The organism is Vibrio sp. Vb1127 (genome assembly GCF_033338735.1).
GTDB lineage: Bacteria > Pseudomonadota > Gammaproteobacteria > Enterobacterales > Vibrionaceae > Vibrio > Vibrio alginolyticus.
On sequence record NZ_JAWOTF010000008.1, the window covers coordinates 16,704 to 42,746 of the forward strand.

Below are 26,043 nucleotides of genomic sequence, written 5' to 3' on the forward strand. Positions count from 1 at the left end.
ACTATGTCAGCTCATTTTTCTATCCTGCTTAGCCTCCTCCTGATCGTGACCAGTTCGCGCGGGTAGGCTGTGGAAGAAAAATAACCACACCAATTTCTAAGAACCCGCATGAGAATGCGGGTTTTTTTATATCTAAATACTGGAAGTAAACGATTCACTTGCGCGAAAGTGCAGAAATCAGGAAGGAAGCAAACATGAACGATCAGGTCATTATATTCGACACCACATTGCGTGATGGCGAGCAAGCGTTGTCAGCAAGCTTGACGGTTAAAGAAAAACTGCAGATTGCCTATGCGCTGGAAAGACTCGGCGTTGATGTTATCGAAGCTGGCTTCCCAATCTCTTCACCAGGTGATTTCGAGTCTGTACAAACCATCGCAAAAAACATAAAAAACAGTCGAGTTTGTGCCCTTTCGCGTGCCGTTGCGAAAGACATTGATGCTGCCGCTGAAGCCTTAAAAGTGGCCGACCAATTCCGTATCCACACGTTTTTAGCCACTTCCACCATTCACGTAGAAGACAAACTACGCCGCAGCTACGACGATGTACTAGAAATGGCAGTCAACGCCGTTAAACATGCACGTAACTACACTGATGATGTCGAGTTTTCTTGTGAAGATGCTGGTCGTACTCCAATCGACAACCTATGTCGCATGGTAGAAGCCGCCATCAATGCAGGTGCGAGTACAATCAACATTCCAGATACCGTTGGCTACACCGTACCAAGTGAGTTTGGTGGGATTATTGAAACTCTGTTTAACCGCGTTCCGAACATTGATAAAGCGATCATCTCCGTTCACTGTCACGACGATTTGGGGATGTCAGTTGCCAACTCTATTGCCGCCGTTCAAGCTGGCGCACGTCAGATAGAAGGCACGATCAATGGCATTGGAGAGCGAGCGGGTAACTGTTCACTTGAAGAGATCGCAATGATCATCAAGACTCGTCAAGAGTTTTTGGGCGTTCACACTGGCATTAAGCATGATGAAATTCACCGCACCAGTAAGTTGGTTAGCCAGCTATGCAATATGCCTATTCAAAGCAACAAAGCAATTGTGGGTGCAAATGCGTTTAGCCACTCTTCAGGCATCCACCAAGATGGCATGTTGAAGAATAAGAATACCTACGAAATCATGACCCCTGAGTCTATTGGCCTAAAAAACCAAGCTCTGAACCTAACCAGCCGCAGCGGTCGCGCTGCCGTGAAGAGCCATATGGACACCATGGGTTACAACGAAGACGAGTACAACCTAGACGCACTGTATGCGGATTTCTTGAAACTTGCTGACCGCAAAGGCCAAGTGTTCGATTACGACCTAGAAGCCCTAATGCACTTCTCGAACTTGCGTGAAGAAGATGACTTCTACAAATTGAGCTACCTAAGCGTGCAGTCTGGCAGCGTAATGGCTACCACCAGCATCAAAATGCAATGCGGTGATGAAGAAATGTGTGAAGCAGCGGTCGGTAATGGCCCAGTTGATGCGCTATACCAATGTATCTACCGCGTGACAGGCTACGACATCGTTCTGGATAAATTCGACCTAACCGCGAAAGGTGAAGGTGAAGATGGTTTGGGTCAAGCAGACATCATTGCCAACTACAAAGGTCGCAAATACCACGGTACGGGTGTTTCCACCGACATCGTTGAGGCTTCCGGCCAAGCATTATTGCACGTTATTAACAGCATTCATCGTGCAGATAAAATCGAAGAAATGAAGCAGAAAAAGATTGCGACTGTGTAATAACAACCGGGCTACACGGCTCAGGAAAGAACACGCTCGTTGAAATAATTAAGCTCAAAATTAGAAAACTTAAAGGATTAACATGACAGACAAATCGTACAAAATTGCCGTCCTACCCGGTGACGGCATTGGCCCGGAAGTAATGGCGCAGGCACATAAAGTATTGGATGCAATCGAAAAGAAACATGGTATTGCGTTTGAGCGTGACGAGCATGATGTCGGTGGTATCGCGATCGACAATCACGGTTGTCCACTTCCGGAGAGCACAATAAAAGCATGTGAAGAGTCTGATGCAGTCTTATTCGGCTCGGTTGGCGGCCCTAAGTGGGAGCACTTACCACCAAATGACCAACCTGAACGCGGTGCCCTACTGCCACTACGCAAACACTTCCAACTGTTCTGTAACTTACGTCCAGCGCAAATTCACTCAGGTCTTGAAGCTTTCTCACCGCTACGTGCAGACATCTCGGGTCGCGGCTTTGACATCGTGGTAGTCCGTGAACTGACGGGTGGTATCTACTTCGGCCAACCGAAAGGTCGTGAAGGTGAAGGCGCAACAGAAAAAGCATTTGATACTGAGGTGTACCACCGCTTTGAGATCGAACGTATTGCAAAAATCGCTTTTGAATCTGCTCGTCTACGTCGCAAGAAAGTGTGCTCTATCGACAAAGCGAACGTTCTACAAAGCTCTATCTTATGGCGTGAAGTAGTCGAAGAAATCGCAAAAGACTACCCAGATGTCGAGTTGTCACATATGTACATTGATAACGCGACTATGCAGCTTATCAAAGACCCTGCTCAGTTCGACGTAATGCTGTGTTCAAACATCTTCGGCGACATCATTTCTGATGAATGCGCGATGATCACAGGCTCTATGGGTATGTTGCCATCAGCAAGTCTAAACGAAAGCAAATTCGGTCTGTACGAGCCAGCAGGCGGCAGTGCACCAGATATCGCAGGTAAGAACATCGCTAACCCTGTGGCACAAATCCTATCTGCTGCACTGATGCTGCGTTATAGCCTAGGTGAGGAAACAGCGGCACAAGACATTGAAGCCGCAGTATCAAAAGCACTTTCAGCTGGGGAGCTAACGGGCGATCTTGCTGGTGACAACCCTGCGCTTACAACATCTGAGATGGGCGATAAGATCGCTGAGTACATCTTAAACTCGTAATACAGAACAGATTCATAATAAATACTAAATCCTCTATCCACCAATGACTTACCTCTAAGTCATTGGTGCTAAAACAAAGCAACAAGGATAACGAGGAAAGGAAGCAAACAATGGGCAAAACACTATACGAAAAAGTCTACGACGCACACGTTGCCGTCGCAGCAGAAGGGGAAAACCCAATCTTGTACATCGACCGTCACTTGGTACATGAAGTGACGTCTCCGCAAGCATTTGACGGCTTGCGTGAAAAAGGTCGTAAGGTGCGTCAGGTCAGCAAAACTTTTGCCACCATGGACCACAACGTTTCGACAACCACCAAAGACATCAACGCATCCGGTGAGATGGCTCGTATCCAGATGGAAACGCTATCGAAAAACTGTGAAGAGTTTGGCGTTACGCTTTACGACATCAACCACAAATACCAAGGTATTGTGCATGTTATGGGCCCAGAGCTTGGTATTACCCTACCGGGCATGACCATTGTTTGTGGTGACTCACACACTGCTACACACGGTGCATTCGGCTCGCTAGCTTTTGGTATTGGTACATCTGAAGTTGAGCACGTATTAGCGACTCAAACGCTAAAACAAGCGCGCGCTAAAACGATGAAGATCGAAGTGAAAGGCAAAGTAGCTCCGGGCATTACTGCGAAAGACATTGTGCTAGCAATCATCGGTGAAACCACAGCAGCAGGCGGTACCGGTTACGTAGTTGAATTCTGTGGTGAAGCGATCACTGACCTTTCAATGGAAGGTCGTATGACCGTATGTAATATGGCGATTGAGTTAGGTGCAAAAGCCGGTTTGATTGCACCAGATGAAACCACATTCGAATACATTAAAGGCCGTAAATTCTCCCCTCAAGGTGCGGACTTTGATGCAGCAGTAGAATACTGGAAGACGTTAAAAACTGACGATGATGCTCAGTTTGATGCCGTAGTAACGCTGAACGGTGCAGACATCAAACCACAAGTCACTTGGGGCACAAACCCAGGTCAAGTAATCGCGGTAGACCAGCCGATCCCAGCACCAGAGAGCTTTGCGGACCCAGTAGAAAAAGCCTCGGCAGAAAAAGCATTGGCTTACATGGGTCTAGAAGCGGGCAAGTCATTGTCTGATTACAACGTCGATAAAGTCTTCGTTGGTTCTTGTACTAACTCACGTATCGAAGACATGCGCGCAGCCGCTGAAGTAGCGAAAGGTCGCAAAGTCGCGCCTCACGTTCAAGCGCTCATCGTTCCTGGCTCTGAGCAAGTAAAAGCGCAAGCAGAAGCGGAAGGTTTGGACGTGATCTTTAAAGAAGCGGGCTTTGAATGGCGCCTACCAGGTTGTTCAATGTGTCTAGCAATGAACAACGACCGTTTAGGTCCACATGAACGTTGTGCGTCTACTTCAAACCGTAACTTTGAAGGCCGCCAAGGTCGTGATGGCCGTACCCACCTAGTGAGCCCTGCGATGGCAGCGGCGGCAGCAATTGCTGGTCACTTTGTAGATATTCGTGAACTAGACTAAGGAGCAAACAAATGTCAGGCTTTAAACAACACACAGGCTTAGTTGTTCCTCTAGATGCAGCGAACGTAGATACTGATGCCATCATTCCAAAGCAGTTCCTGCAAAAGGTCTCTCGCCTAGGGTTTGGTAAGCACCTATTTCATGACTGGCGCTTCCTAGACGATGCTGGCGAACAGCCAAACCCAGAGTTCGTGATGAACGCACCTCGCTACCAAGGTGCTTCTATCTTGCTCGCGCGTGAAAACTTCGGTTGTGGTTCTTCTCGTGAGCACGCACCGTGGGCACTGGCGGATTACGGCATCAAAGCGATGATCGCACCAAGCTTTGCCGATATTTTTTACGGTAACTCGATCAACAACCAAATGGTGCCAGTTCGTTTGACTGAGCAAGAAGTGGATGAAATCTTCCAGTTTGTTGAGGCGAATGAAGGCGCAGAGATCGAGGTCGACCTAGAAGCGAATGTGGTTCGCGCCAACGGCAAAGAATATAGTTTTGAAATCGATTCGTTCCGTCGTCACTGCCTGCTAAACGGTTTGGACAACATTGGTCTAACCCTTCAGCACGAAGATAAGATTGCCGAGTACGAAGCGAATATTCCAAGCTTCTTGTGTTAAGACGCGTTAGTAAATACACAAATCAAGGGCTGGCAATTGTCGGCCCTTTTAATTATTTAGACAACTGATTTTATATCGCTTTGCTTACGGAATACCGAACGCCTCTGTTGAAATTCGTCATCCTGAACAGCGACGAAGGAGTGTAATTCAGGATCTACTGCCAGAGCGCACTGTGCAGATTCATACTGTCTTTACTCAAGAGTTTGTGGGTATTAGATTCCTGATATCGCTTATGCTCCTCAGAATGACGGCGAATAAAGACCACTGATTACTGAAAGAAAACAAGCACTAAACTGGTCTACACTATCAACAATATCTCATTCAAAGGTATCTCTATGAAGCGTCTGTTATTGCTGTTGTGTGCTCTGGTTTCTTTCTCGACATTTTCCGCTCCAAAATCCGACTTATGGCCATATTGGAAACAATCGAATCAAGCCAACCAAACCCAAATTTCTCATCAAGAATGGCAACAACTACTCGATACTTATTTAGTTGAACAAGGCGAGAATACCTTGTTTCGTTACAGCCAAGTCTCCTCTGTCGATAAAACCAAGCTGAAACAATACATCCAGCGTTTGGCAAAACTAGACCCTCTACAATACAACCAAGCAGAGCAATATGCCTATTGGGTAAACCTTTACAACGCCATCACGGTAGATCTTATTTTGGATAACTATCCAGTCGAATCAATCACCAAGCTAGGTGGTTTATTTAGCTTTGGTCCTTGGGGAGACGATGTGGTCGTGGTCAACGGGAAGGATCTAACTTTAAACGATATTGAACATCGAATTTTGCGTCCAATTTGGAATGACCCAAGAACGCATTACGCCGTAAATTGTGCAAGTTTGGGATGCCCTAACCTACAAGCTCAAGCATTCACTGCTGACAACACGCAAGCTCTACTGGATAGTGCCGCCAAAACATTTATCAACAGCAGCAAAGGCGTATCTATCCAAGGTAACACGGCACAGCTGTCTTCTATTTATGATTGGTTTGCAACGGACTTTGGTGGAGAAAAACAAATCTTCAAACACATCGCAAAGTACGCACCGCAATACAAAAACTTCTCTGGCAAAGTGAAATACGAATACGATTGGGACTTGAATCAAGCCAACTAAACTGGGGGGATGTGAGGTCAATTAGCATTAGGGACATAATAGGCCAAAAGCTAAAGACACCGGCAACTCAAAGACTAAGACATGAAAAAAGGGCACTGAGTACCCTTTTTTACATCCAAATGTTTGATAGAAAACGTCCGGCTACTTAAAGCCTTTAACCTTCTTAATAAGATCGTAAGCGTTTTGAATCTCTTGAGATTTCTCTTTCGCGACGTTCATCATCTCTGGTGGTAAACCTTTAGCCATCAATTTGTCCGGGTGATGCTCGTTCATCAGTTTACGATAAGCACGCTTAACGGTTTTACTGTCTGCATCTGAAGACACATCCAGAATTTTGTACGCGTCGGCCAACTGATCCGCTTGTGAAGCTTGTTGCCAGCTACCACCTGAAGATTGGCCTTGATGCTGACCATGAAAACCGCCCTGGCTTTGGAAACGAAATGCGGCTTCTTGCATTTGCAAACGACGCTCTAATTGCTCAGAAGAGAAACCCAAACCACGTGCAATTTTGTGTAGTACATTTCGTTCACTCGGGTGGATTGAGCCATCTGCAAAAGCCGCCGAGATTTGCAGCTCTAAGAAAAATTGCAACAAGTCAAAGCGACCAGCTGTCGAAATTTTCACACGAACAAGAACATCTTCTAACGGAAAGTCGCTGTCTTTACCTTCACGAAACGCGTCTTGCGCTGCGCGACGCTGTTCGCCATGCAAATTCATGCGGTCCATCATGGCTGAAGCCAGTTGGATTTCCTCTTTGGTGACTTGGCCTTTCGCTTTTGCCACATGTCCCATTACCGCAAACGCCGCTTTAAAAAACTCTTCTTGGCGCTGAGCTTGACTTGGCCCTTTTCCAAAGCCGCCAGTAGAGAACCCGGCTTGACTCAAGCGACGTGCTTTATCGAATTGATGGCCAATAAATAAGCCAAAGAGTAAACCTAGCGGCCCGCCAAGTAACAAGCCAAAAAAGGCACCCAGAATTTTGCCAAAAATATGCATTATGTGTTCTCTATCAATGAATTTTTATCGACGACGGCGGTCTTATAGTGCCGGATGCAACGATTTCCTTTATGATAATGGAATTAGTTTTATTTCGGCTAGGCCATTTCGCCTGCTTATCTTTGCAGCTATTTTGTCGTCATTATGCCACAGTGAATCAATACGCTGGGATAAATGCGACTATAGTTGATTCATTTGGCTATTACGCTAGGGTACAACAAGCCCTATAGCCATCGAGTAGTAGTGACACAGGAAAGTTCAATTCAATGCAACATTTCTCCCGCACATTTTTAGCGGCCTCTATCAGCACCGCCTTGTTTGTACCCACCACTCAAGCTGAAGCGAATATCCATGATAGTGTGCAGGAAATGCCCGCCACAGATCAATGTTTGGTCGATACAAGTGGCGAGGAGGACGCTCTTAATACCCCAGTAGTGGTAGAAGCTGACACCCTGCAAGCCATCAATGGTGACAAAGCTCAGTACTCAGGTAATGTACAAGTCACCCAAGGCCAGAAGAAAATTACCGCAGATAGCGTAACGCTGCACCAACAAGACAACGTCGTGGTTGCCGAAGGCAACGTGACTTTCAATGACGGCCAAGTCAAAGCTCGATCTGATCGTGTTACTAACGACATTAATCAAGATACGTTTTCACTTGAGAACACCGATTATCAGTTCCTTTGCCAACAAGGCCGAGGCACTGCAGCCTATATCGCTCGCACAGGTCAGTCGGTTTATGAACTCGAAGATGGCTCTATCACATCGTGCCCTCAAGGCGATAATTCATGGCGATTGGTTGCGTCAGGCATCGATGTTGACCAAGATGAAGAGACAGCGACGCTGCACCATCCTCGATTTGAAGTGTTAGATGTGCCTGTTTTCTATGTGCCGTATCTAACCATGCCAATTGGAGATACGCGTAAAACGGGTTTCCTCTTCCCTTCTTTATCGTACGGTTCTAGTGATGGTATGGAAGTCGAGGTGCCATTCTATTGGAACATCGCGCCTCAATATGACATGACACTCACCACGCTCTATATGCAGCAACGTGGTACAAAACTCGATACTGACTTCCGCTACCTAACAGATGGTTGGGGAAATGGAGAAATCAAAGGCGAATACCTCAATAGTGATCGCAAATATCAGGACGAGTCTCGTTGGGGCTACCAAGTTAAACACGACGGTATCATCAATAAACAGTGGATAGTCAAAGTCGATTACTCAAAAGTGAGTGATATTGATTACTTCCTCGATCTCGACTCCGACATTGGTAACCGTGAAGATGGTCAACTGGTTCAAGAAGGACAAGTACAATATCGTTCTGACTTCTGGGATGCCTCGTTAACCGTTCGTGACTTCCAAATCTTATTGAAAGAAGAGAACCGCCCTTATCGCCTGCTTCCTCAGTTAGACTTGAACTACTACACGCCGTTGTGGGGAGATTACCTTAACTTTGACGTGAAGAGCCAAGTCAGCCGCTTCGATACGAGCGATGCTGCGCGACCAAATGCGACCCGTGTTCACATTGAACCAGGGCTTACATTACCACTCTCAAACTCATGGGCAACGTGGACAACAGAAGCGCGTGTGCTCTCTACGTATTACTCTCAAGACTTAACGGGTTTGACAGATGTAAACTTGCAAAACCAGTTGGATGATGAAGTTTCTCGTGTTATTCCTGAGTTCCGTACGCATGCGCAACTTTACTTAGAGCGAGATACAAGCTGGATCAAGGGCTACACACAAACACTGGAGCCTCAGCTGCAGTACTTGTACGTACCTGAAGAAGATCAAACCAACATCTACAACTACGATACCACCTTGCTACAAACCGACTACTACGGGCTATTCCGCAGTCGTAAGTACAGTGGCATTGATAAAATCGCCTCGGCGAACCAGTTAAGCTACGGTGCGAGTACTCGCTTCTTTGATGATGACTATAAAGAGCGTCTTAACGTTTCATTTGGTCAGATTTACTACTTCGATAAAAAGACCAAACTGAGCAACAGCCCAAATCTTCCGGATGAGACAACCAATTACTCATCATGGGCAATTGAAGCTGATTTCAACTACAACGATTACTTGTTCTATCACGGTGGAATTCAATACGATATTGATTTGAGCTCCATGCAGTTGGCAAACAGTACCTTGGAATACCAATTCAACGGCGGCTTTATTCAGGGTAACTATCGCTACGTTACGCGTGAATACATCGAAGATACGATCATTCTCGAAAACCTAGACACAATTACTCGTAAAGGTATTTCTCAAGCAGGTATTGTAGCGGCCTACGAGTTCAACCCGAACTGGTCTGCGAGTGGTCAATACTACTACGACCTCAATGAAAATGCGGACCTAGAATGGTTAGCGAGCCTACGTTACCAATCTGACTGTTGGTACATTGGCGTCACTTACTCAAACCAATTGCTTGGTTGGGAAGACCAAGCTATCGGCAGCACCGGGGCATCACCTGAATACGAAAATAACTTCAGCGTTAACTTCGGTATTCAAGGCTTTGCGACCAACCAGCGTGAAGACACTGCTGTCAAAGAACTGGATGGTTCTGACAACGCGATTAAGTACGGCCGCCCATTCTATCTGAACAATTAATCAAAATAGGCGTCTTAAATGAATAAGACGCCTATTCAAAAATACTGACGGAATTTTAAATGAAAATTTGGAAATCAATCTTATTCACGACCCTACTCTCTTGCGGAGCGGTTGCAGCACCAGTAGAGATCGATAAGGTTGCGGTCATCGTGAACGACGGTGTAGTTCTACAAAGCGACATCGAAACAGCGATGAAAACGCTGCAAGCCAACGCACGTCAAAGTGGAAAGAGCTTACCTTCCACCAGCGTGTTAAAAGAACAAGTCGTTGAAAAACTTATCATTGATACGTTGCAAGGCCAAGAAGCAGACCGTATTGGTGTGCGTATTGACGACAACCGTTTAAACCAAGCGATTGCAGAGATCGCACGTAATAATGAGCAATCGGTAGAACAACTCGCCGCTTCTGTAGAAAGTGAAGGTTTAAGTTACCCAGAATTCCGCGAACAAATTCGTAAGGAAATCGCCGCATCAGAAGCTCGCAATGCACTGGTTCGTCGCCGTATTAATATCCTTCCAGCAGAGGTCGATAGCCTTGCTGAGCAACTATCACAAGAAACCAATGCGACTGTTCAATACAAAATTGGACACATTCAACTGCGCTTCTCTGACGATAAAGAAAAGTCAGCTGTAGAAGCAGAAGCTAAAGCGCTCGCGAAAAAGCTAAACGAAGGTGCAGACTTTACGGAGATGGCCTACACCTACTCAAAAGGTCCTAAAGCTTTACAAGGTGGTGACTGGGGCTGGATGCGTAAAGAAGAGATGCCAACCATCTTTGCTGATCAGATCAAGATGCAAAACAAAGGCAGCATTATTGGTCCATTCCGTAGTGGCGTTGGTTTCCACATCCTAAAAATAGAGGATGTAAAAGGCCTAGAAACGGTTGCGGTAACGGAAGTAAATGCGCGTCATATTTTGATTAAACCAACCGTGATTCTGAGCGACGAAGGGGCGAAGAAGCAACTGAATGAATTTGTACGCCGCATCAAAGCCGGTGAAGCAACGTTCGCTCAATTGGCAACACAATACAGTCAAGATCCTGGCTCGGCAGCACAAGACGGTGAACTAGGTTATCAAACACCAGATCTTTACGTGCCAGAATTCAAGCACCAAGTAGAAACTCTGCCAGTTGGCTCAATCAGCGAACCGTTCAAAACCGTTCACGGCTGGCATATCGTTGAAGTGTTGGATCGTCGCCAAGTTGACCGTACTGACTCAGCGATGAAGAACAAAGCTTACCGTATTCTATTTAACCGTAAATTTAATGAAGAAGCGGGCGCATGGATGCAAGAGCTACGCGCAAGTGCGTTTGTTGAAATCGTGGATGACAACAATGACAACTAATACAATTCGTAGAATTGTCGTAACCGCAGGGGAACCTGCGGGTATCGGCCCAGACTTAGTGCTTGCCCTATCGAAAGAAGATTGGGCGCACCAAATTGTCGTCTGTGCCGATAAGAATATGCTGACGGAGCGAGCCAAGCAGCTTGGCATCGAAGTCCAACTGTCTGATTACAATCCAGAAGAAGCACCTAAAGCACAAAAAGCGGGCACGCTTATCGTTGATCATATCCAAATATCGGAACCTGCGGTCGCAGGCGAGCTCAATGAAGCGAATGGCCACTATGTATTAAAAACGCTAGAAAGAGCGGCTTTAGGCTGTATGAATGATGAATTTGATGCTATTGTCACCGGCCCTGTTCATAAGGGGGTGATTAATCGCGCAGGTGTTGCATTCAGTGGTCATACTGAATTTTTCGCCGAGAAGTCACAAACGCCGCTAGTCGTAATGATGCTAGCAACGGAAGGACTACGCGTGGCGCTGGTTACAACACATATTCCTTTAGCTTATGTGTCCAAAGCTGTCACCGAAGAGCGATTAGAAAAAATCATCGATATTCTTCATAAAGACCTTGTAGAAAAGTTTGCTATCGCACAACCAAACATCTACGTTTGCGGGCTTAACCCTCATGCTGGCGAAGATGGCTGCTTAGGTCGTGAAGAGATCGAGACCATCACTCCGACACTGGAAAAAATTCGACAAGAAAAAGGTATCAACCTGATCGGCCCTCTGCCGGCTGATACCATTTTCAATGAAAAATATTTAAATGATGCTGATGCTGTTTTAGGCATGTACCATGATCAAGTGTTGCCAGTATTAAAATACAAAGGCTTTGGTCGTTCAGTAAACATTACTCTTGGTCTACCTTTTATTAGAACATCGGTGGACCACGGTACTGCATTAGATCTGGCAGGGACAGGTCAAGCGGATACAGGGAGTTTCCGAACAGCGCTCACGCATGCGATAGATTTGGTAGAGAAGAAACAATGAGAAATGATGTCCATTTAGGACACAAAGCGCGTAAACGTTTTGGTCAAAACTTCCTGAACGATCCATACATTATTGATGGAATCGTATCAGCGATTAACCCAAAACCAGGTCAAAACCTGGTTGAAATCGGTCCTGGTCTTGGTGCAATCACTGAGCCAGTAGGTCGTGAAGTGGATAAGTTCACAGTTATCGAATTAGACCGCGATCTGGCGGAACGCCTACGTACTCACCCTGAACTGGCAGACAAACTTACGATTCATGAAGGCGATGCGATGCGTTTTGACTTCACTCAACTAGTGAAGCCAAACAACAAGCTGCGCATTTTTGGTAACTTGCCGTACAACATCTCTACACCATTGATGTTCCACCTTTTTGAGTTCCATAAAGACATTCAAGACATGCACTTTATGTTGCAAAAAGAAGTGGTAAACCGCTTAGCCGCCGGCCCTGGCAGCAAAGCTTACGGCCGTTTAACGGTAATGGCTCAGTACTACTGTAAAGTGGTACCAGTACTGGAAGTACCGCCAACGGCATTCGTTCCACCACCGAAAGTGGATTCTGCCGTTGTTCGTTTAGTGCCTTACGAAGAGCTGCCATGCCCGGCGAAAGATCTGCGTTTGCTCGATCGCGTTTGTCGTGAAGGCTTTAACCAACGTCGTAAAACAGTTCGTAACTGCTACAAATCGTTGTTAAGCACAGAAGTACTAGAAGAGCTAGGTGTTAATCCAAGCATGCGTCCAGAGAACCTGACGCTAGAACAATTCGTCGCAATGGCGAACTGGCTTGCGGATAACCCGCAGCACTAAGAACTCAAACAATGAGCCAAACCCTTGTAGGTTTGGCTTATTATTATTGGGATATTACGTTTCTGAGGAGTGCACATGGACGTCATTCAACCTTGCATCAAAATTCAAGTTCACACCAAATACATCGAAGAACAGTCCAACCCAGAGCTACAACGCTACGTTTTCGCTTATATCATCACCATCAAAAACCTTAGCCAGCAAACCGTACAGTTAGTGAGCCGCCGCTGGCTAATCACAGACTCGAATGGCAAGCAAATGACGGTTGAAGGTGACGGAGTGGTAGGCCAGCAGCCCTTTATTCCAAGCAATGATGAATACACGTACAGTAGCGGAACCGCGTTAGAAACCCCTGTCGGCGTTATGCAAGGACACTACAAAATGCTGGATGAGAAAGGGCAAGAGTTCATCACCGAAATCGAACCATTTCGCTTGGCTGTTCCAAATGTTTTAAATTAGTAAATTGGAGATTCAGTGGCTACCTATATTGTTGGTGACATCCAAGGCTGTTTTGATGAATTGCAGCGACTACTAGAAAAAGTATCTTTCTCTGCGAAAAAAGACCAACTTTGGCTTGCTGGTGATTTGGTCGCCAGAGGGCCTAAATCATTAGAAACGTTACGCTTTGTGAAGTCACTTGGCGCAAGCGCAATCGTCGTGCTTGGTAATCACGACCTTCACCTTCTTGCAGTGGCTCACGGGATAAAAAAGGTCAAAGACAAAGATAGAACCGCACCTATTTTCACGGCCCCTGACAAAGAGGAACTACTGACATGGCTAGCTCAGCAACCTCTAATGGCCGAGCATGACGAGTTCGTGATGTGTCACGCTGGCATATCACCGCAGTGGAATCTAAAAACAGCGAGAAAGTGTGCCCGTGAAGTTGAGCGCATCATCCAAAGTGAAGAGCTGCCTTGGCTATTAAAAAACATGTACAGCAATCAACCTGATTCCTGGGATGACTCTCTACAAGGTTTGGACCGATACCGTTATATTATCAATGCTTTTACGCGGATGCGCTTTTGTTTCCCTGATGGTCGTTTGGATATGGATTGTAAATTGCCACCGCAACAAGTTTCCGGTAACGAACTTATTCCATGGTTTGATGTGCCTAAACGTATCCACTTAAACAAAGCGGTGCTCTTTGGGCACTGGGCTGCACTACAAGGCTATATGAACAACGAAGTCATCGGGCTAGATACTGGCTGCGTTTGGGGCGGAAGCCTGACCATGCTCCGTTGGGAAGATAAGAAAATTTTTACTCAGGATGCGTTAAGTTAAACACTGAATAACAGTCGATAATCCATAGTAGGAAGAATACCTGTCACTTAACACCTCCTGTAGGGTCATTCCAACGAGCCTTAACGAGACTAGGAATCTAATATCCTCGCGCTGCGAATAGATAGAAATACCTTTGACAACAAAGTACTCGTATAGAGGCTCCTGAATCTCGCTCTTTCGTCGCTTTTCAGGATGACGGTAGGTTGGGATGGCCGCTCGCTGTTATACGAACGGCATTACCGTATTAACTACGCGGTGTTAATCTCGAATTACTTTTCTAACACAGTAAAGCGCATGTTGTAGGCGTTCTTCTCATCGGCTTGATACATTTCTGAGTAAGTTTCCTTAAATTGATCTCCCCAGTCTGGGAACTGAGTATCACCATCAATCGCGGCTTCAATGTGTGTTACATACAGTTTATTGGCCATCGGCAGACAAGATGCGTAAATCGCACCACCACCAATGATCATCACTTCTTCCACGTCACCAGCCACGTCCAAAGCTTGCTCAATCGATGTTACGGTAGTGACGCCTTCGATCTTTAGTGTCTCATCACGGCTGATAACAATATTCAAGCGACCAGGTAAAGGGCGACCAATAGACTCATAGGTTTTGCGTCCCATCAAAACCGGTTTTCCCATGGTACAACGCTTAAACCAAGCGAAATCGGCGGGAAGGTGCCAAGGCATTTGATTGTCTTTGCCAATGATGCGATTGTCGGCCATCGCGGCAATCATACTAATGATCATGTTAGGTCCTTATACAATAGGTCTGCGGCGATAGAATAACAGCCCTGGAACCGCAAGACCAACTGCTAAACCTGCAATAATAAACATGGCCTTAAGAAAGTTTTCCATACAGGTTGCGACAAGCTCGGGTGAGTAGCCAACATGATTGATTTCTACCATAGCGATCATTGCTTTGTACGCAAACACACCCGGCACCATCGGGATCAAAGCAGCCACAGTAAACACTTTTGGATGCGCGAGAAAACGGTGAGACCAGTACACACCAATCATCCCAACTAACGTCGCGGCAAAAAAGGTTGCCCACTCAATAGGAATGCCAAACTGCATCATCAAGTAGCGGCTACCATGACCAATCGCACCACCAACAGCACAATACACTAAAGCTCTTTGTGGCACGTTAAAAACCAATGCAAATCCTACGGCGGGAATCGCCGCAAAAAACATGTCATTCAACAGGCCAAACATCAAATCAAATAAACTCATTAGATAGCCCACCCCCAAATTCCAGTTACACTCATCGCAGCAACGATCCCCAAACATGTCGCCAACGTTAGTAAACTAGCCATCACAAATCGAGCAATCCCCATATTAATGTGGCCTTTCAACATATCTGCGACAGAGTTAATGAGTGGGAAACCAGGTACAAGCATTAATACTGACGATGCCATTGCTACGGTAGGTAGATTACCGATTTGGTAAATTTCCGCCTGTGCTGAAATTAAGGTAGTCACAAAAGCGGTCGCAGCAAAGTTCAATAGAGGGTTGAAATGACGATGACCAATTTCTTGGCGAACGATCATGCCACCAGCTGAAGCTAAAAAGGTCATAATGAATACTCCCCAGTCACCACCAGCTAGATGACTGAATGCCGCACAAGACAAGCCAATCATAAACACCACCAACCAGCGGTTATAACGCTCTGGACTGATAGCGTTCAGCTTTTTCTGCGCCATGGTTGAATCGAGCAAACCACGTTCCATCATGATACAGATTCGTTGAATTTGCGTAATAACGCGCATATTGATGCCACGATCAGCGCAGCTTCGGGTGGTGGTGATGCAATGCCCATCCATTACCGTCGTCACAACCAATGCATTAGCTGATAGTGCTACCGCAACTTCATTCACCCCACAAGCAAGGCCAATACGACGCATAATATCGCTCACAAGAGTACTTTCAGCACCATGAGCAAGTAGCATTTGTCCGGCTTGAGCGACAAGACGAGAAATCGATCGTTGAGTAGATACCGCCAACTCTCTAGGCGGTATGGTTTCTAGAGTCATAAATAAGTCTAATTCCTTTTAGGGTGTTACTCATTCATACGCGCGAGGGCCAAACTAACCCTCAAAAAACACGACGTATCAGTTATTGTGCCGTAAATCACATCACCTAAATATGATTTAGATACAAAAAAAGCCGCAATAGATAATTGCGGCTTAATGAATTATAGGCAAACAGGCATTGTTTGACCGTTCTGATTAGTCACGAACGTAGACAACGTGACCGTCATCTTCTTCATCGTCCCAGTCATCCCAATCGTCGTCGTCATCTTCAGTGATAACGTCTTTACCCGCCATCGCATCTTTATGGTAATCATCCCACATGAAGTTAACTTTATCTTCTTCAGCCACTTCTTCCTCTTCGCGAGGTAGGTTATCCATAAAGTCAGCCAGTTTGTAACAAAGCTCTTTAGTACCGTTACGATTGATCGCCGAGATCTTAAAGTACTCGTCTTCCCAACCTAGTGCGTCTAAGATTTCTTGGATCTTCTCATTCGCTTCTTCTTCAGGCATTAGATCAACTTTGTTGAACACTAACCAGCGCGGCTTACTTGCCAGTTTTTCGCTGTATTGTTCTAGTTCATCAATGATCGTCAATGCATTTTGCACCGGATCGGACTGATCAATTGGCATAATATCGATCATGTGCAGCAACACTCGACAACGCTCTAAGTGCTTCAAGAATCGAATACCAAGGCCAGCGCCATCTGCTGCACCCTCGATCAAACCAGGGATGTCTGCAACAACAAAACTTTTCTCTGGTACGACACTTACGACACCCAAGCTTGGGATCAAAGTCGTGAATGGGTAATCAGCGACTTTCGGTTTTGCTGCTGATACTGCGCGGATAAAGGTTGATTTACCAGCATTAGGTAGACCAAGCATACCCACATCAGCAAGAAGCAATAGCTCAAGGCGAATTTCGCGTACTTCACCCTTTGTACCCAATGTTCTCTGACGAGGCGCGCGGTTTACTGAAGATTTGAAACGCGTGTTACCTAGACCGTGCCAACCGCCTTTTGCGATCATCACTTTCTTACCGTGTTCAGCAACTTCCGCCACGATTTCATTTGTGTGGATATCCACAGCGCGCGTACCCACAGGTACACGAAGAACAATGTCTTTACCACGCTTACCTGTACAGTTACCACCGCGACCGTTTTCACCACGCTCAGCTTCGTAGAAGCGCTGGAAACGGTAATCAATCAGGGTATTTAGGTTTTCATCAGCTTGGATATAAACATCACCACCGTCACCGCCATCACCGCCATCAGGGCCACCTTTAGTGATGAATTTTTCACGCCAGAAACTGACAACGCCACTACCGCCATCACCAGCCTGAACTTTTACTACCGCTTCATCTACGAACTTCATCTTTTACTCCGACTACTTCGTGCGTGGATTAAATCTTACTATGTCATCCGACAATTTTAGCAGATGACAGATCTAAGCTCCCAGATTCAAATCGCTTAGGATCTTAGCGAGAAACTTCGATATGTCGACTGCCACAAATAAAAAACCCCGCCGATTCGGCAGGGCTTTTGAATTCAGCTTAAAGCTATTAAGTAATTTGGTTAAAAACCTAATTACTCAGCTTCGATGCTTACAAACTTACGGTTCTTAGGACCTTTCACTTCGAACTTCACTTTACCTTCAGTAAGAGCGAATAGAGTGTGGTCTTTACCGATACCTACGTTGTTACCAGCGTGGAACTTAGTACCACGTTGACGAACGATGATGTTACCTGCAAGTACAGATTCACCACCGAAACGCTTAACACCTAGACGTTTGCTTTCTGAATCGCGGCCGTTACGAGTAGAACCACCAGCTTTTTTGTGTGCCATTGTTAAACTCTCCTAATAGATTAAGCGTTGATACCAGTGATCTTCACTTCAGTGAACCACTGACGGTGACCCTGTTGCTTACGAGAGTGCTTACGACGACGGAACTTAACGATTTTAACTTTATCGCCACGACCGTGTTGTACAACTTCAGCAACAATTTTGCCGCCCTCTACAAGAGGAGCACCAACTTTGATGTCTTCGCCGTTAGCAACAAGAAGAACTTTATCAAATTCTACAGTTGCACCAGTTTCAACGTCTAATTTCTCTAAACGAAGAGTTTGACCTTCGCTTACACGGTGTTGTTTACCACCAGATTGGAAAACAGCGTACATATTTTACTCCGCTTTTTCCGCACAGCCTTTCTTGAGGGTGTGCGCTAAACTAATCATCAATAGGGCGCAGATTCTACAGAATAGATGCTCCTATGACAAGCCATATTTTGAAAAAATTGGCGAAAAGCTAATCGCCAAAGAAAAGTGCGGCAATCATGCCCTTTAGTAATGTATTAATCAACGTTTTTTAGTGTATTATTCGACAATTATATAAATCGAATAAGCCTTGCAGGGTCTAACTTCAGCCGGATATACGATGGATTTTAAAACTATCCAAGCGCTTACTGCCGATGACATGGCAAAAGTGAATGAAACAATTCAAGCCCAACTTAATTCTGATGTCTCTTTAATCAACCAGCTCGGTTTTTATATCGTGAGTGGTGGAGGCAAACGTCTAAGACCGCTTTTAGCGATACTGTCAGCCCGTGCACTTGGTTACCAAGGCAATGGTCATACAATGGCAGCTGCGTTTATTGAGTTCATCCATACAGCGACTTTGCTGCATGATGACGTGGTAGATGAATCAGACATGCGCCGTGGTAAAGCCACTGCGAATGCAGCATTTGGCAATGCGGCTAGCGTATTAGTTGGGGACTTTATCTATACACGCTCATTTCAGATGATGACAGAACTAGGATCCATGAAGATCCTTAAACTAATGAGCAATGCCGTAAACGTGATCGCCGAAGGTGAAGTACAGCAGTTGATGAACTGTAACGACCCTGACACGACAGAAGAAAGCTACATGCAAGTCATCTACTCTAAGACTGCGCGCTTATTTGAATCCGCAACTCAAATCGGTGCGATCTTAAATGACGCTCCTGAGCATGTGGAAATTGCAATGCAAAATTACGGTAAGTATCTAGGCACTGCGTTTCAGCTCATTGATGACGTCATGGATTACACTTCTGATGGCGAAGACATGGGTAAAAATGTGGGTGATGACTTGGCCGAAGGCAAGCCAACTTTACCTCTACTCCATGCTATGCGTAATACCACACCAGAAAACGCCATCATGATTCGTGAAGCAATTGAGAAAGCGAATGGCATGGAGCGCTTAGAAGAAATTCTTGCGGTCATGAAAGAAGCAGGCTCTCTGGAATACACAACGCAAAAAGCTCTAGAAGAAGCAGACAAAGCAATCGCAGAACTATCAGTGTTGCCAGAGTCTGAATACAAACAAGCGCTTGTTACTCTGGCTCATGTCGCAGTACAACGCACGAAGTAATCAATAGCTACCCATAACGCAAGACTTATAGCAAAAAGGAAGAGCATGCTCTTCCTTTTTTACGTTTGATACCTAATGACGACGCCCCGAGGCGCTAGTAATATCTGTCACTACCGCCATGCAGTTGTGGATCATCTTCTATTTCATCAAAGCTAACGGCGAGCTGCTGTTCAGTCCCTTGTTTGGACAACAATACCGTCTCTGCTTCATGGTCGACCACTAATATCGTACCGACGCCTTGTTGGCACTCAACAACCATGCCTTTACGGATTCGACTCGCTTCCATCATCTTCTCCTTCACTACGTGGTTTTATTCGACCATTTTTACGAAGTTGAGAAATCAAGGATCAAAAAAGCCGATCAAAATGATCGGCTTTCTTCTTATATAGGCTTTCTAGATTACTTTGCGAATTCAACACCAATGTTGATGTCGCCATTTAGTGTTTCTAGCATACCGTCTAATGCAGACTTTTCGTAATCGCTGAGTTTGCCGTAGCTTAGTACTTCTTCAACGCCTTCTTTACCCAGTTTCACAGGTTGCGCGAAGTAAGTCGCGTGTTCGCCGTCGCCTTCAACGTAAGCGCACTCAACTACGCCTTCTTCACCTTGAAGAGCACGAACCAGAGACAGACCAAAGCGACATGCAGCTTGGCCCATTGATAGTGTTGCACTACCACCACCCGCTTTCGCTTCTACAACTTCAGTACCTGCATTTTGAATACGTTTCGTTAATGCTTCTACTTCTTCAGCTGTAAACTCAACACCTTCTACTTGAGACAGTAGAGGTAAGATCGTTACGCCAGAGTGACCACCAATAACTGGCACGCGAACGTCACCTGGATCTTTGTCTTTTAGCTCAGCAACAAACGTTTCTGAACGGATAACATCCAACGTTGTTACACCAAATAGACGACGCTTATCATAAACACCCGCTTTTTTAAGAACTTCAGCAGCAATTGGCACTGTTGTATTTACAGGGTTTGTGATGATACCAACACAAGCTTTCGGACAAACAACCGCAATCTTCTCCGCTAGCGATTTAACGATACCAGCGTTTACATTAAATAGATCCGCACGATCCATACCTGGCTTACGCGCAACACCAGCAGAAATTAGCACAACATCCGCGCCTTCTAGTGCTGGAGTAGGATCTTCACCAGCGTAACCTTTGATAGAAACTGGCGTAGGGATGTGGCTAAGATCAGCGGCCACACCAGGAGTTACTGGAGCAATATCATATAGGGCTAGATCAGAACCAGCAGGAAGACGGTTCTTAAGTAGAAGGGCCAGGGCTTGACCGATGCCACCAGCGGCACCAATAACGGCTACTTTCATGTAGTTCTCCTTGAGAGTATTTCTCTTATAAACGTATTCGTAGGGTAGTTTGTAACCAACTTAAATAAAGCTATCGGAATCACAACTTGATTACAATCAATTAACGCTAGCTTTGCGACCTCGCGCAACTCGCTGTTACCGTGCTACAAATGGGGCTTGGATTATTCTTTTATTCTGTTGAAATGACAAGGAATTCAAGAAAACAGATACAGCCCTACTTCAGCGCGCTAAAGAATTCTATGTGGTATATAGTTTACAGTGACGCATCTAACATAATCCTGGGACTCTTTGGCACCGCCTGAATATATATGCGAGAATATGCAAAATTGCTGACCCGTAATAAGAGATTTGTAATGACTATGCGCAATTCAGAAAAACAAGACAACTTAGTTCGCGCCTTTAAAGCTCTGTTAAAAGAAGAAAGCTTTGGCTCACAGGGCGAGATTGTTGACGCACTCAAACAGCAAGGGTTTGAGAGTATCAACCAATCTAAAGTCTCACGTATGCTGACTAAATTTGGCGCCGTCCGTACGCGCAATGCAAAAATGGAAATGGTTTACTGTCTTCCTGCTGAGCTAGGTGTCCCAACAGTCAGCAGCTCTCTGCGTGAACTGGTACTAGACATCGATCGTAATGCAGCGTTAGTGGTAATTCACACCGGCCCAGGTGCAGCACAGTTGATTGCTCGCTTGCTTGATTCACTCGGTAAATCCGAAGGTATTCTTGGCGTTGTCGCGGGTGACGATACCATTTTCATTACGCCAACCATGGCAATTACGACTGAGCAACTCTTCAAATCAGTGTGCGAGCTGTTCGAATATACTGGTTAAGTTCTATAAAGCTTCAATCAGCTAACTCATTGTGGGTTATAAAAGAAGTCTCATTTTGTAGCCCATAATTTATGTAAATTTTTTGCTTACTCCGCTCATTCTTTAACCACCTATTTTGTGATTAACATCACGCAATTGATCTTTTTCATTTCAGTCACTAAACGTTAATTAAGTAATTGTTATAAAAAGAATTAAATCACAAATTGAATCCTATCCCCTGATACAAAATTCAGACTTATCAACTATAACATTTAACAATTGGATAATTTTCTGCCAATTTTTTGTTATGATTCGCTCGCTTTTTCAAACGATTGGATTGAAAAAGGTGCCGTTTCCAAATAGGAAACTCCAGAAGTGATTTATGGTTATTTCCGGGTAAATAATGAATATAAGGAAGGGAAATTCATGGCATTTAACAAACTTCTCAAAGTAGGCGCTATCGCTGCAGCCGTAATGGGCGCAGGCGCAGTTAACGCTCAAGAGTTTATTACCATCGGTACTGGCTCTGTGACAGGTGTTTACTACCCAACTGGTGGTGCTATCTGTAAGTTGGTAAATAAAGGTCGTAAAGACCACAACATCCGTTGTTCAGTAGAATCGACTGGTGGCTCAATTTACAACGTTAACACTATCCGTGCAGGCGAATTAGATTTTGGTATCGTGCAATCGGATTGGCAGTACCACGGCTACAACGGTACGAGCAAGTTTGAAGAACAAGGCCCGTACAAGAAGCTACGCGCAATGTTCTCTCTTCATACAGAACCTTTCAACATCATTGCGCGTGCAGATTCAGGTATTGAAAACGTTGAAGACCTGAAAGGTAAGCGCGTAAACATCGGTAATCCAGGCTCTGGTGACCGTGCAACGATGGGCGTTGTCATGGAAGCGATGGGTTGGACAAACGACAGCTTCAAATTGGCGTCTGAGCTAAAAGGCTCTGAACGCTCTCAGGCACTTTGTGATAACAAAATTGACGCCTTCATTTACATGGTCGGCCACCCGAACGGTTCAATCAAAGAAGCAACCACATCATGTGATGCGAAGCTAGTTTCAGCAACAGGCCCTAAAATCGATAAAATTGTTGCCGACAACCCATACTACGCCTTTAGCTCAGTACCGGCTGGTATGTACCGCGGTACAGACAAAGACGTAAACAGCTTTGGTGTTGCAGCAACAATGGTAACGACCTCTGATGTTTCAGACGATGTCGCTTACAACGTGGCAAAAGCTGTGTTTGAAAACTTTGATACCTTCAAACGTCTACACCCTGCATTCGCAAACTTGAAGAAAGAAGACATGGTGAAAGCTGGTCTTTCTATTCCTCTTCACCCAGGTGCAGAAAAATACTACAAAGAAATGGGTCTAATTAAGTAATTTCCTCAGACTCTACATACAGGCAGGAAAGAATATTTTCTGCCTGTTTGAGCATACAGGTTGTAGCACGTTCTAACTGTATGCTTCATTCGCCAGTTTTCTTCTGAAAACTGCGAGCTCATACCCAAGAAAACTTAAACGCCGCCTAACAGAGTACCCAACAATCAACACTTTGAGTTCAGGCAGCAAAATACTCGAAAGCAAACTTCGCTCCATTCACTACACTGATAGAGGCGAAGTGTGGTTCTCGATAAAAATCAGACAGGACCATCAATAATAAGGAAAAAGTACATGGCGACGAATCAAGCTCCGTCACAAGATGTGCAAGAAATGGTGGCTCAGGCAGACACAGGTGCACGTAGCCCTTCGGGAATGCAAGGACGAATCCTTTGGTTTGTTCCTCTGTGTTGGTCACTATTTCAATTATGGTACGCATCCCCGTTACCATTTATTTTCAATTTTGGCGTACTGAACGACACGGAAGCGCGATCTATCCACCTTACTTTCGCGATCTTTTTGGCTTTCACTGCTTATCCAGCGATGAAGAACTCTCCTCGCGATCATATCCCTCTTGTTGATTGGATACTCGCGTTGGCTGGCAGCTTTTCAGCAGCCTATATATACCTTTTTTATACTGAGCTAGCAGGACGCTCAGGCGCACCGACAACAGTTGATATCGTTGTTGCTGTTATCGGTATGCTCCTCCTTTTAGAAGCAACACGCCGAGCACTTGGTCCACCATTAATGGTCGTGGCTGCTGTTTTCCTTACTTACACCTTTGCAGGCCCTTACATGCCTGACGTTATCGCGCACAAAGGGGCAAGCTTGAACAAGGCCATGTCTCACTTGTGGCTAACAACTGAAGGCGTATTTGGAGTTGCGCTAGGTGTTTCTACCTCTTTTGTCTTCTTGTTTGTATTGTTTGGAGCAATGCTGGAACGCGCTGGTGCTGGTGCTTACTTCATTAAAGTTGCCTTCTCGTTACTTGGCCATATGAAAGGTGGTCCAGCTAAAGCGGCCGTTGTTGCATCAGGTTTATCTGGTCTGGTTTCTGGCTCTTCAATCGCAAACGTAGTAACAACTGGCACCTTTACCATTCCACTGATGAAGCGTGTTGGCTTTCCCGGCACAAAAGCGGGTGCGGTAGAGGTAGCGGCTTCAACCAATGGTCAGTTAACACCGCCAATCATGGGTGCAGCAGCATTTTTGATGGTGGAATACGTCGGTATCTCCTACGTTGAGGTGATTAAAGCCGCCCTACTTCCAGCGCTAATCTCTTATATTGCTTTAATTTACATTGTTCACCTTGAAGCGTGTAAAGCAGGCATGACAGGCCTTCCTCGTCGCCACAACCCAACACTAGTACAAAGTCTGCTGTCCTTTACTGGTACAATCTTAGGATTGTGTGTGATCAGCGCATTGGTTTACTACGGAGTGGGTTGGACAAAGGACGTCTTTGGTGATGCCGCGACACCAATTGTTACCGTCGCACTATTAATCGCGTACGTTGGGCTGGTGAAAGTCTCAGCAAATCACGTGCAAGATGGCGCAATTGAGATTGATGCAGAATTAACAGAAGTACCTGATCCTGGCCCAACCGTTAAGTCAGGCTTGCACTACCTACTCCCTATCGTCGTATTAGTTTGGTGTTTGACTGTCGAACGTTTCTCACCTGGCCTTTCGGCATTCTGGGCAACGGTGTTCATGATTTTCATTTTGCTGACTCAACGTCCGTTGATTGCACTGCTGTCAAAGCAAGGTGACATGCTTCAGCAAACCAAAGATGGCTTTGTCGATCTTGCCGAGAGCTTAGTTTCTGGTGCGCGCAATATGATCGGTATCGGCGTTGCAACCGCGGCAGCGGGCACCGTTGTTGGTGTTGTTACACTAACGGGTATCGGCCTAGTGATGACCGACTTCGTCGAGTTTATCTCTGGTGGCAGCATCATTCTTATGCTGCTGTTTACCGCCATCATTAGCTTGGTTCTGGGGATGGGTCTGCCAACAACGGCGAACTACATCGTGGTCTCTACGCTAATGGCGCCGGTTATTGTTACGCTCGGCGCGGCGCATGGCTTGATTATTCCGTTGATAGCGGTGCACTTGTTCGTTTTCTACTTTGGTATTTTGGCCGACGATACCCCACCAGTAGGTCTTGCGGCTTTTGCAGCAGCAGCAATTGCGAAATCAGATCCAATTCGTACCGGTATCCAAGGTTTTACTTACGATATTCGAACCGCTATTTTGCCGTTCATGTTTGTGTTCAATACCCAACTATTGTTAATGGGGATCGACTCTTGGTGGCATTTGGCACTCACGGTCATCTCATCGATCATTGCAATGCTGATATTCTCTGCGGCAACTCAAGGGTGGTGGTTCACGCGTAACAAGTGGTGGGAAACAGTCCTATTATTAGTACTGACATTTTCGTTTTTCCGTCCAGGTTTTTGGTGGGACATGCTGTACCCAGCGAAAGTTCTTTCTCCTGGCGTTGAGGTAGCTCAAATCACGGAAACACTAAATGTAGGAGAATCATTGGAGTTACGTGTTGCCGGTGAAAACCTTGAGGGCGACTACATTGAGAAAACGGTTCGTCTTCCATTCGAAGACAGTGCGACAACAGCAGACGCACGTATTTCATCTATGGGTCTAATGCTGACCGAAAGTGACAACAAAATGATTGTCGATATGGTTGAATTTGGTAGTCCAGCAGAGTCCGCAGGTATCGACTTTGATTGGGAAATCAAGTGGGTTATCCAGGATGCAGACCGTCCGATGAAAGAGTGGGTGTTTGTACCATGCTTAATGATTTTGCTGGTGCTTGCAATGAACCAAAAACGTCGTGCTCGTAAGGAACAATTGAGCGCATAACCGATTTGGCCCCGAGGA

General features: G+C 45.6%; 24 protein-coding genes. 15 read left to right on the forward strand and 9 right to left on the reverse strand.

The window, feature by feature from the left end:
* The first annotated feature begins 194 nt into the window (after positions 1–194).
* The 5 genes from leuA (at position 195) to R7H07_RS12595 (ending at position 6,159) form a co-directional block, all read left to right on the forward strand.
* Positions 195–1,742, forward strand: coding sequence for a 2-isopropylmalate synthase (gene leuA, locus R7H07_RS12575; protein WP_005379685.1), 1,548 nt, complete (start codon positions 195–197; stop codon positions 1,740–1,742).
* A gap of 82 nt (positions 1,743–1,824) precedes the next feature.
* The gene (leuB, locus tag R7H07_RS12580) at positions 1,825–2,916 is read left to right on the forward strand and encodes a 3-isopropylmalate dehydrogenase (RefSeq protein WP_042522421.1); all 1,092 of its coding nucleotides are present in this window, start codon (positions 1,825–1,827) and stop codon (positions 2,914–2,916) included.
* Positions 2,917–3,026: 110 nt separating this feature from the next.
* Entirely contained in the window at positions 3,027–4,427 is a 1,401-nt protein-coding gene (gene leuC, locus R7H07_RS12585; RefSeq protein WP_025768372.1) for a 3-isopropylmalate dehydratase large subunit, read from the forward strand.
* Positions 4,428–4,438: 11 nt separating this feature from the next.
* The gene (gene leuD / locus R7H07_RS12590; protein ID WP_167415661.1) at positions 4,439–5,041 is read left to right on the forward strand and encodes a 3-isopropylmalate dehydratase small subunit; all 603 of its coding nucleotides are present in this window, start codon (positions 4,439–4,441) and stop codon (positions 5,039–5,041) included.
* A 335-nt stretch (positions 5,042–5,376) separates the two neighbouring features.
* Positions 5,377–6,159 carry a DUF547 domain-containing protein gene (locus R7H07_RS12595; RefSeq protein WP_206959327.1) on the forward strand — a complete coding sequence of 261 codons (783 nt, stop codon included), beginning with the start codon at positions 5,377–5,379 and terminating at the stop codon, positions 6,157–6,159.
* Between the two features lie 141 nt (positions 6,160–6,300).
* Here the strand turns inward: R7H07_RS12595 and djlA are convergent, their stop codons facing one another.
* Positions 6,301–7,155: a co-chaperone DjlA gene (gene djlA / locus R7H07_RS12600; protein WP_005383076.1), complete on the reverse strand. Its 855-nt coding sequence runs from the start codon at positions 7,153–7,155 to the stop codon at positions 6,301–6,303.
* A 266-nt stretch (positions 7,156–7,421) separates the two neighbouring features.
* Here djlA and lptD point away from each other — a divergent pair, with 266 nt between their 5' ends.
* The 6 genes from lptD to apaH all read left to right on the forward strand — a co-directional run bounded on the left by lptD (position 7,422) and on the right by apaH (position 14,182).
* A complete protein-coding gene (gene lptD, locus R7H07_RS12605) occupies positions 7,422–9,767 on the forward strand; it encodes an LPS assembly protein LptD (RefSeq protein ID WP_005379673.1) in 2,346 nt (781 codons plus the stop codon).
* Between the two features lie 59 nt (positions 9,768–9,826).
* Positions 9,827–11,110 (forward strand): peptidylprolyl isomerase SurA, encoded by a 1,284-nt coding sequence (gene surA, locus R7H07_RS12610; RefSeq protein WP_005379672.1) that lies wholly within the window; start codon positions 9,827–9,829, stop codon positions 11,108–11,110.
* Positions 11,100–12,098: a 4-hydroxythreonine-4-phosphate dehydrogenase PdxA gene (gene pdxA / locus R7H07_RS12615; RefSeq protein WP_005383085.1), complete on the forward strand. Its 999-nt coding sequence runs from the start codon at positions 11,100–11,102 to the stop codon at positions 12,096–12,098. The genes surA and pdxA overlap by 11 nt, the downstream gene beginning before the upstream one ends.
* Positions 12,095–12,904: a 16S rRNA (adenine(1518)-N(6)/adenine(1519)-N(6))-dimethyltransferase RsmA gene (gene rsmA / locus R7H07_RS12620; protein ID WP_005379669.1), complete on the forward strand. Its 810-nt coding sequence runs from the start codon at positions 12,095–12,097 to the stop codon at positions 12,902–12,904. Before pdxA ends, rsmA begins: the two co-directional genes overlap by 4 nt.
* Positions 12,905–12,979: 75 nt before the next feature.
* Positions 12,980–13,360 (forward strand): Co2+/Mg2+ efflux protein ApaG, encoded by a 381-nt coding sequence (gene apaG, locus R7H07_RS12625; protein ID WP_005379668.1) that lies wholly within the window; start codon positions 12,980–12,982, stop codon positions 13,358–13,360.
* A gap of 15 nt (positions 13,361–13,375) precedes the next feature.
* A complete protein-coding gene (gene apaH / locus R7H07_RS12630; RefSeq protein ID WP_206959329.1) occupies positions 13,376–14,182 on the forward strand; it encodes a bis(5'-nucleosyl)-tetraphosphatase (symmetrical) ApaH in 807 nt (268 codons plus the stop codon).
* Between the two features lie 269 nt (positions 14,183–14,451).
* Here the strand turns inward: apaH and folA are convergent, their stop codons facing one another.
* From folA to rplU, 6 genes are all read right to left on the reverse strand, one after another.
* Positions 14,452–14,931, reverse strand: a complete 480-nt coding sequence (gene folA / locus R7H07_RS12635; RefSeq protein ID WP_017820272.1) for a type 3 dihydrofolate reductase — start codon at positions 14,929–14,931, stop codon at positions 14,452–14,454.
* Between the two features lie 9 nt (positions 14,932–14,940).
* A complete protein-coding gene (locus R7H07_RS12640) occupies positions 14,941–15,414 on the reverse strand; it encodes a threonine/serine exporter family protein (protein WP_005379665.1) in 474 nt (157 codons plus the stop codon).
* Positions 15,414–16,214 carry a threonine/serine exporter family protein gene (locus R7H07_RS12645; RefSeq protein WP_005379664.1) on the reverse strand — a complete coding sequence of 267 codons (801 nt, stop codon included), beginning with the start codon at positions 16,212–16,214 and terminating at the stop codon, positions 15,414–15,416. Before R7H07_RS12645 ends, R7H07_RS12640 begins: the two co-directional genes overlap by 1 nt.
* Positions 16,215–16,409: 195 nt before the next feature.
* On the reverse strand, positions 16,410–17,585 hold the full coding sequence (gene cgtA / locus R7H07_RS12650) for an Obg family GTPase CgtA (protein WP_005383091.1): 1,176 nt from the start codon (positions 17,583–17,585) through the stop codon (positions 16,410–16,412).
* A gap of 212 nt (positions 17,586–17,797) precedes the next feature.
* Positions 17,798–18,055, reverse strand: coding sequence for a 50S ribosomal protein L27 (gene rpmA / locus R7H07_RS12655; protein WP_005383095.1), 258 nt, complete (start codon positions 18,053–18,055; stop codon positions 17,798–17,800).
* A gap of 20 nt (positions 18,056–18,075) precedes the next feature.
* A complete protein-coding gene (rplU, locus tag R7H07_RS12660; RefSeq protein ID WP_005383096.1) occupies positions 18,076–18,387 on the reverse strand; it encodes a 50S ribosomal protein L21 in 312 nt (103 codons plus the stop codon).
* A gap of 256 nt (positions 18,388–18,643) precedes the next feature.
* On the opposite strand from rplU, the gene ispB reads away from it, so the two are divergent.
* A complete protein-coding gene (ispB, locus tag R7H07_RS12665; RefSeq protein ID WP_064353590.1) occupies positions 18,644–19,615 on the forward strand; it encodes an octaprenyl diphosphate synthase in 972 nt (323 codons plus the stop codon).
* 94 nt (positions 19,616–19,709) lie between these two features.
* On the opposite strand, the gene R7H07_RS12670 is transcribed toward ispB, so the two are convergent.
* Both R7H07_RS12670 and mdh read right to left on the reverse strand, forming a co-directional pair.
* Positions 19,710–19,901, reverse strand: coding sequence for a hypothetical protein (locus tag R7H07_RS12670; protein WP_005379661.1), 192 nt, complete (start codon positions 19,899–19,901; stop codon positions 19,710–19,712).
* A 113-nt stretch (positions 19,902–20,014) separates the two neighbouring features.
* A complete protein-coding gene (gene mdh / locus R7H07_RS12675) occupies positions 20,015–20,950 on the reverse strand; it encodes a malate dehydrogenase (protein ID WP_005379660.1) in 936 nt (311 codons plus the stop codon).
* A gap of 359 nt (positions 20,951–21,309) precedes the next feature.
* Here mdh and argR point away from each other — a divergent pair, with 359 nt between their 5' ends.
* The 3 genes from argR to R7H07_RS12690 all read left to right on the forward strand — a co-directional run bounded on the left by argR (position 21,310) and on the right by R7H07_RS12690 (position 26,025).
* The gene (gene argR / locus R7H07_RS12680) at positions 21,310–21,780 is read left to right on the forward strand and encodes a transcriptional regulator ArgR (protein WP_005379659.1); all 471 of its coding nucleotides are present in this window, start codon (positions 21,310–21,312) and stop codon (positions 21,778–21,780) included.
* 405 nt (positions 21,781–22,185) lie between these two features.
* Positions 22,186–23,154 (forward strand): TAXI family TRAP transporter solute-binding subunit, encoded by a 969-nt coding sequence (locus R7H07_RS12685; protein ID WP_005379657.1) that lies wholly within the window; start codon positions 22,186–22,188, stop codon positions 23,152–23,154.
* A 291-nt stretch (positions 23,155–23,445) separates the two neighbouring features.
* A complete protein-coding gene (locus tag R7H07_RS12690) occupies positions 23,446–26,025 on the forward strand; it encodes a TRAP transporter permease (protein WP_017820274.1) in 2,580 nt (859 codons plus the stop codon).
* Positions 26,026–26,043 lie beyond the last annotated feature (18 nt).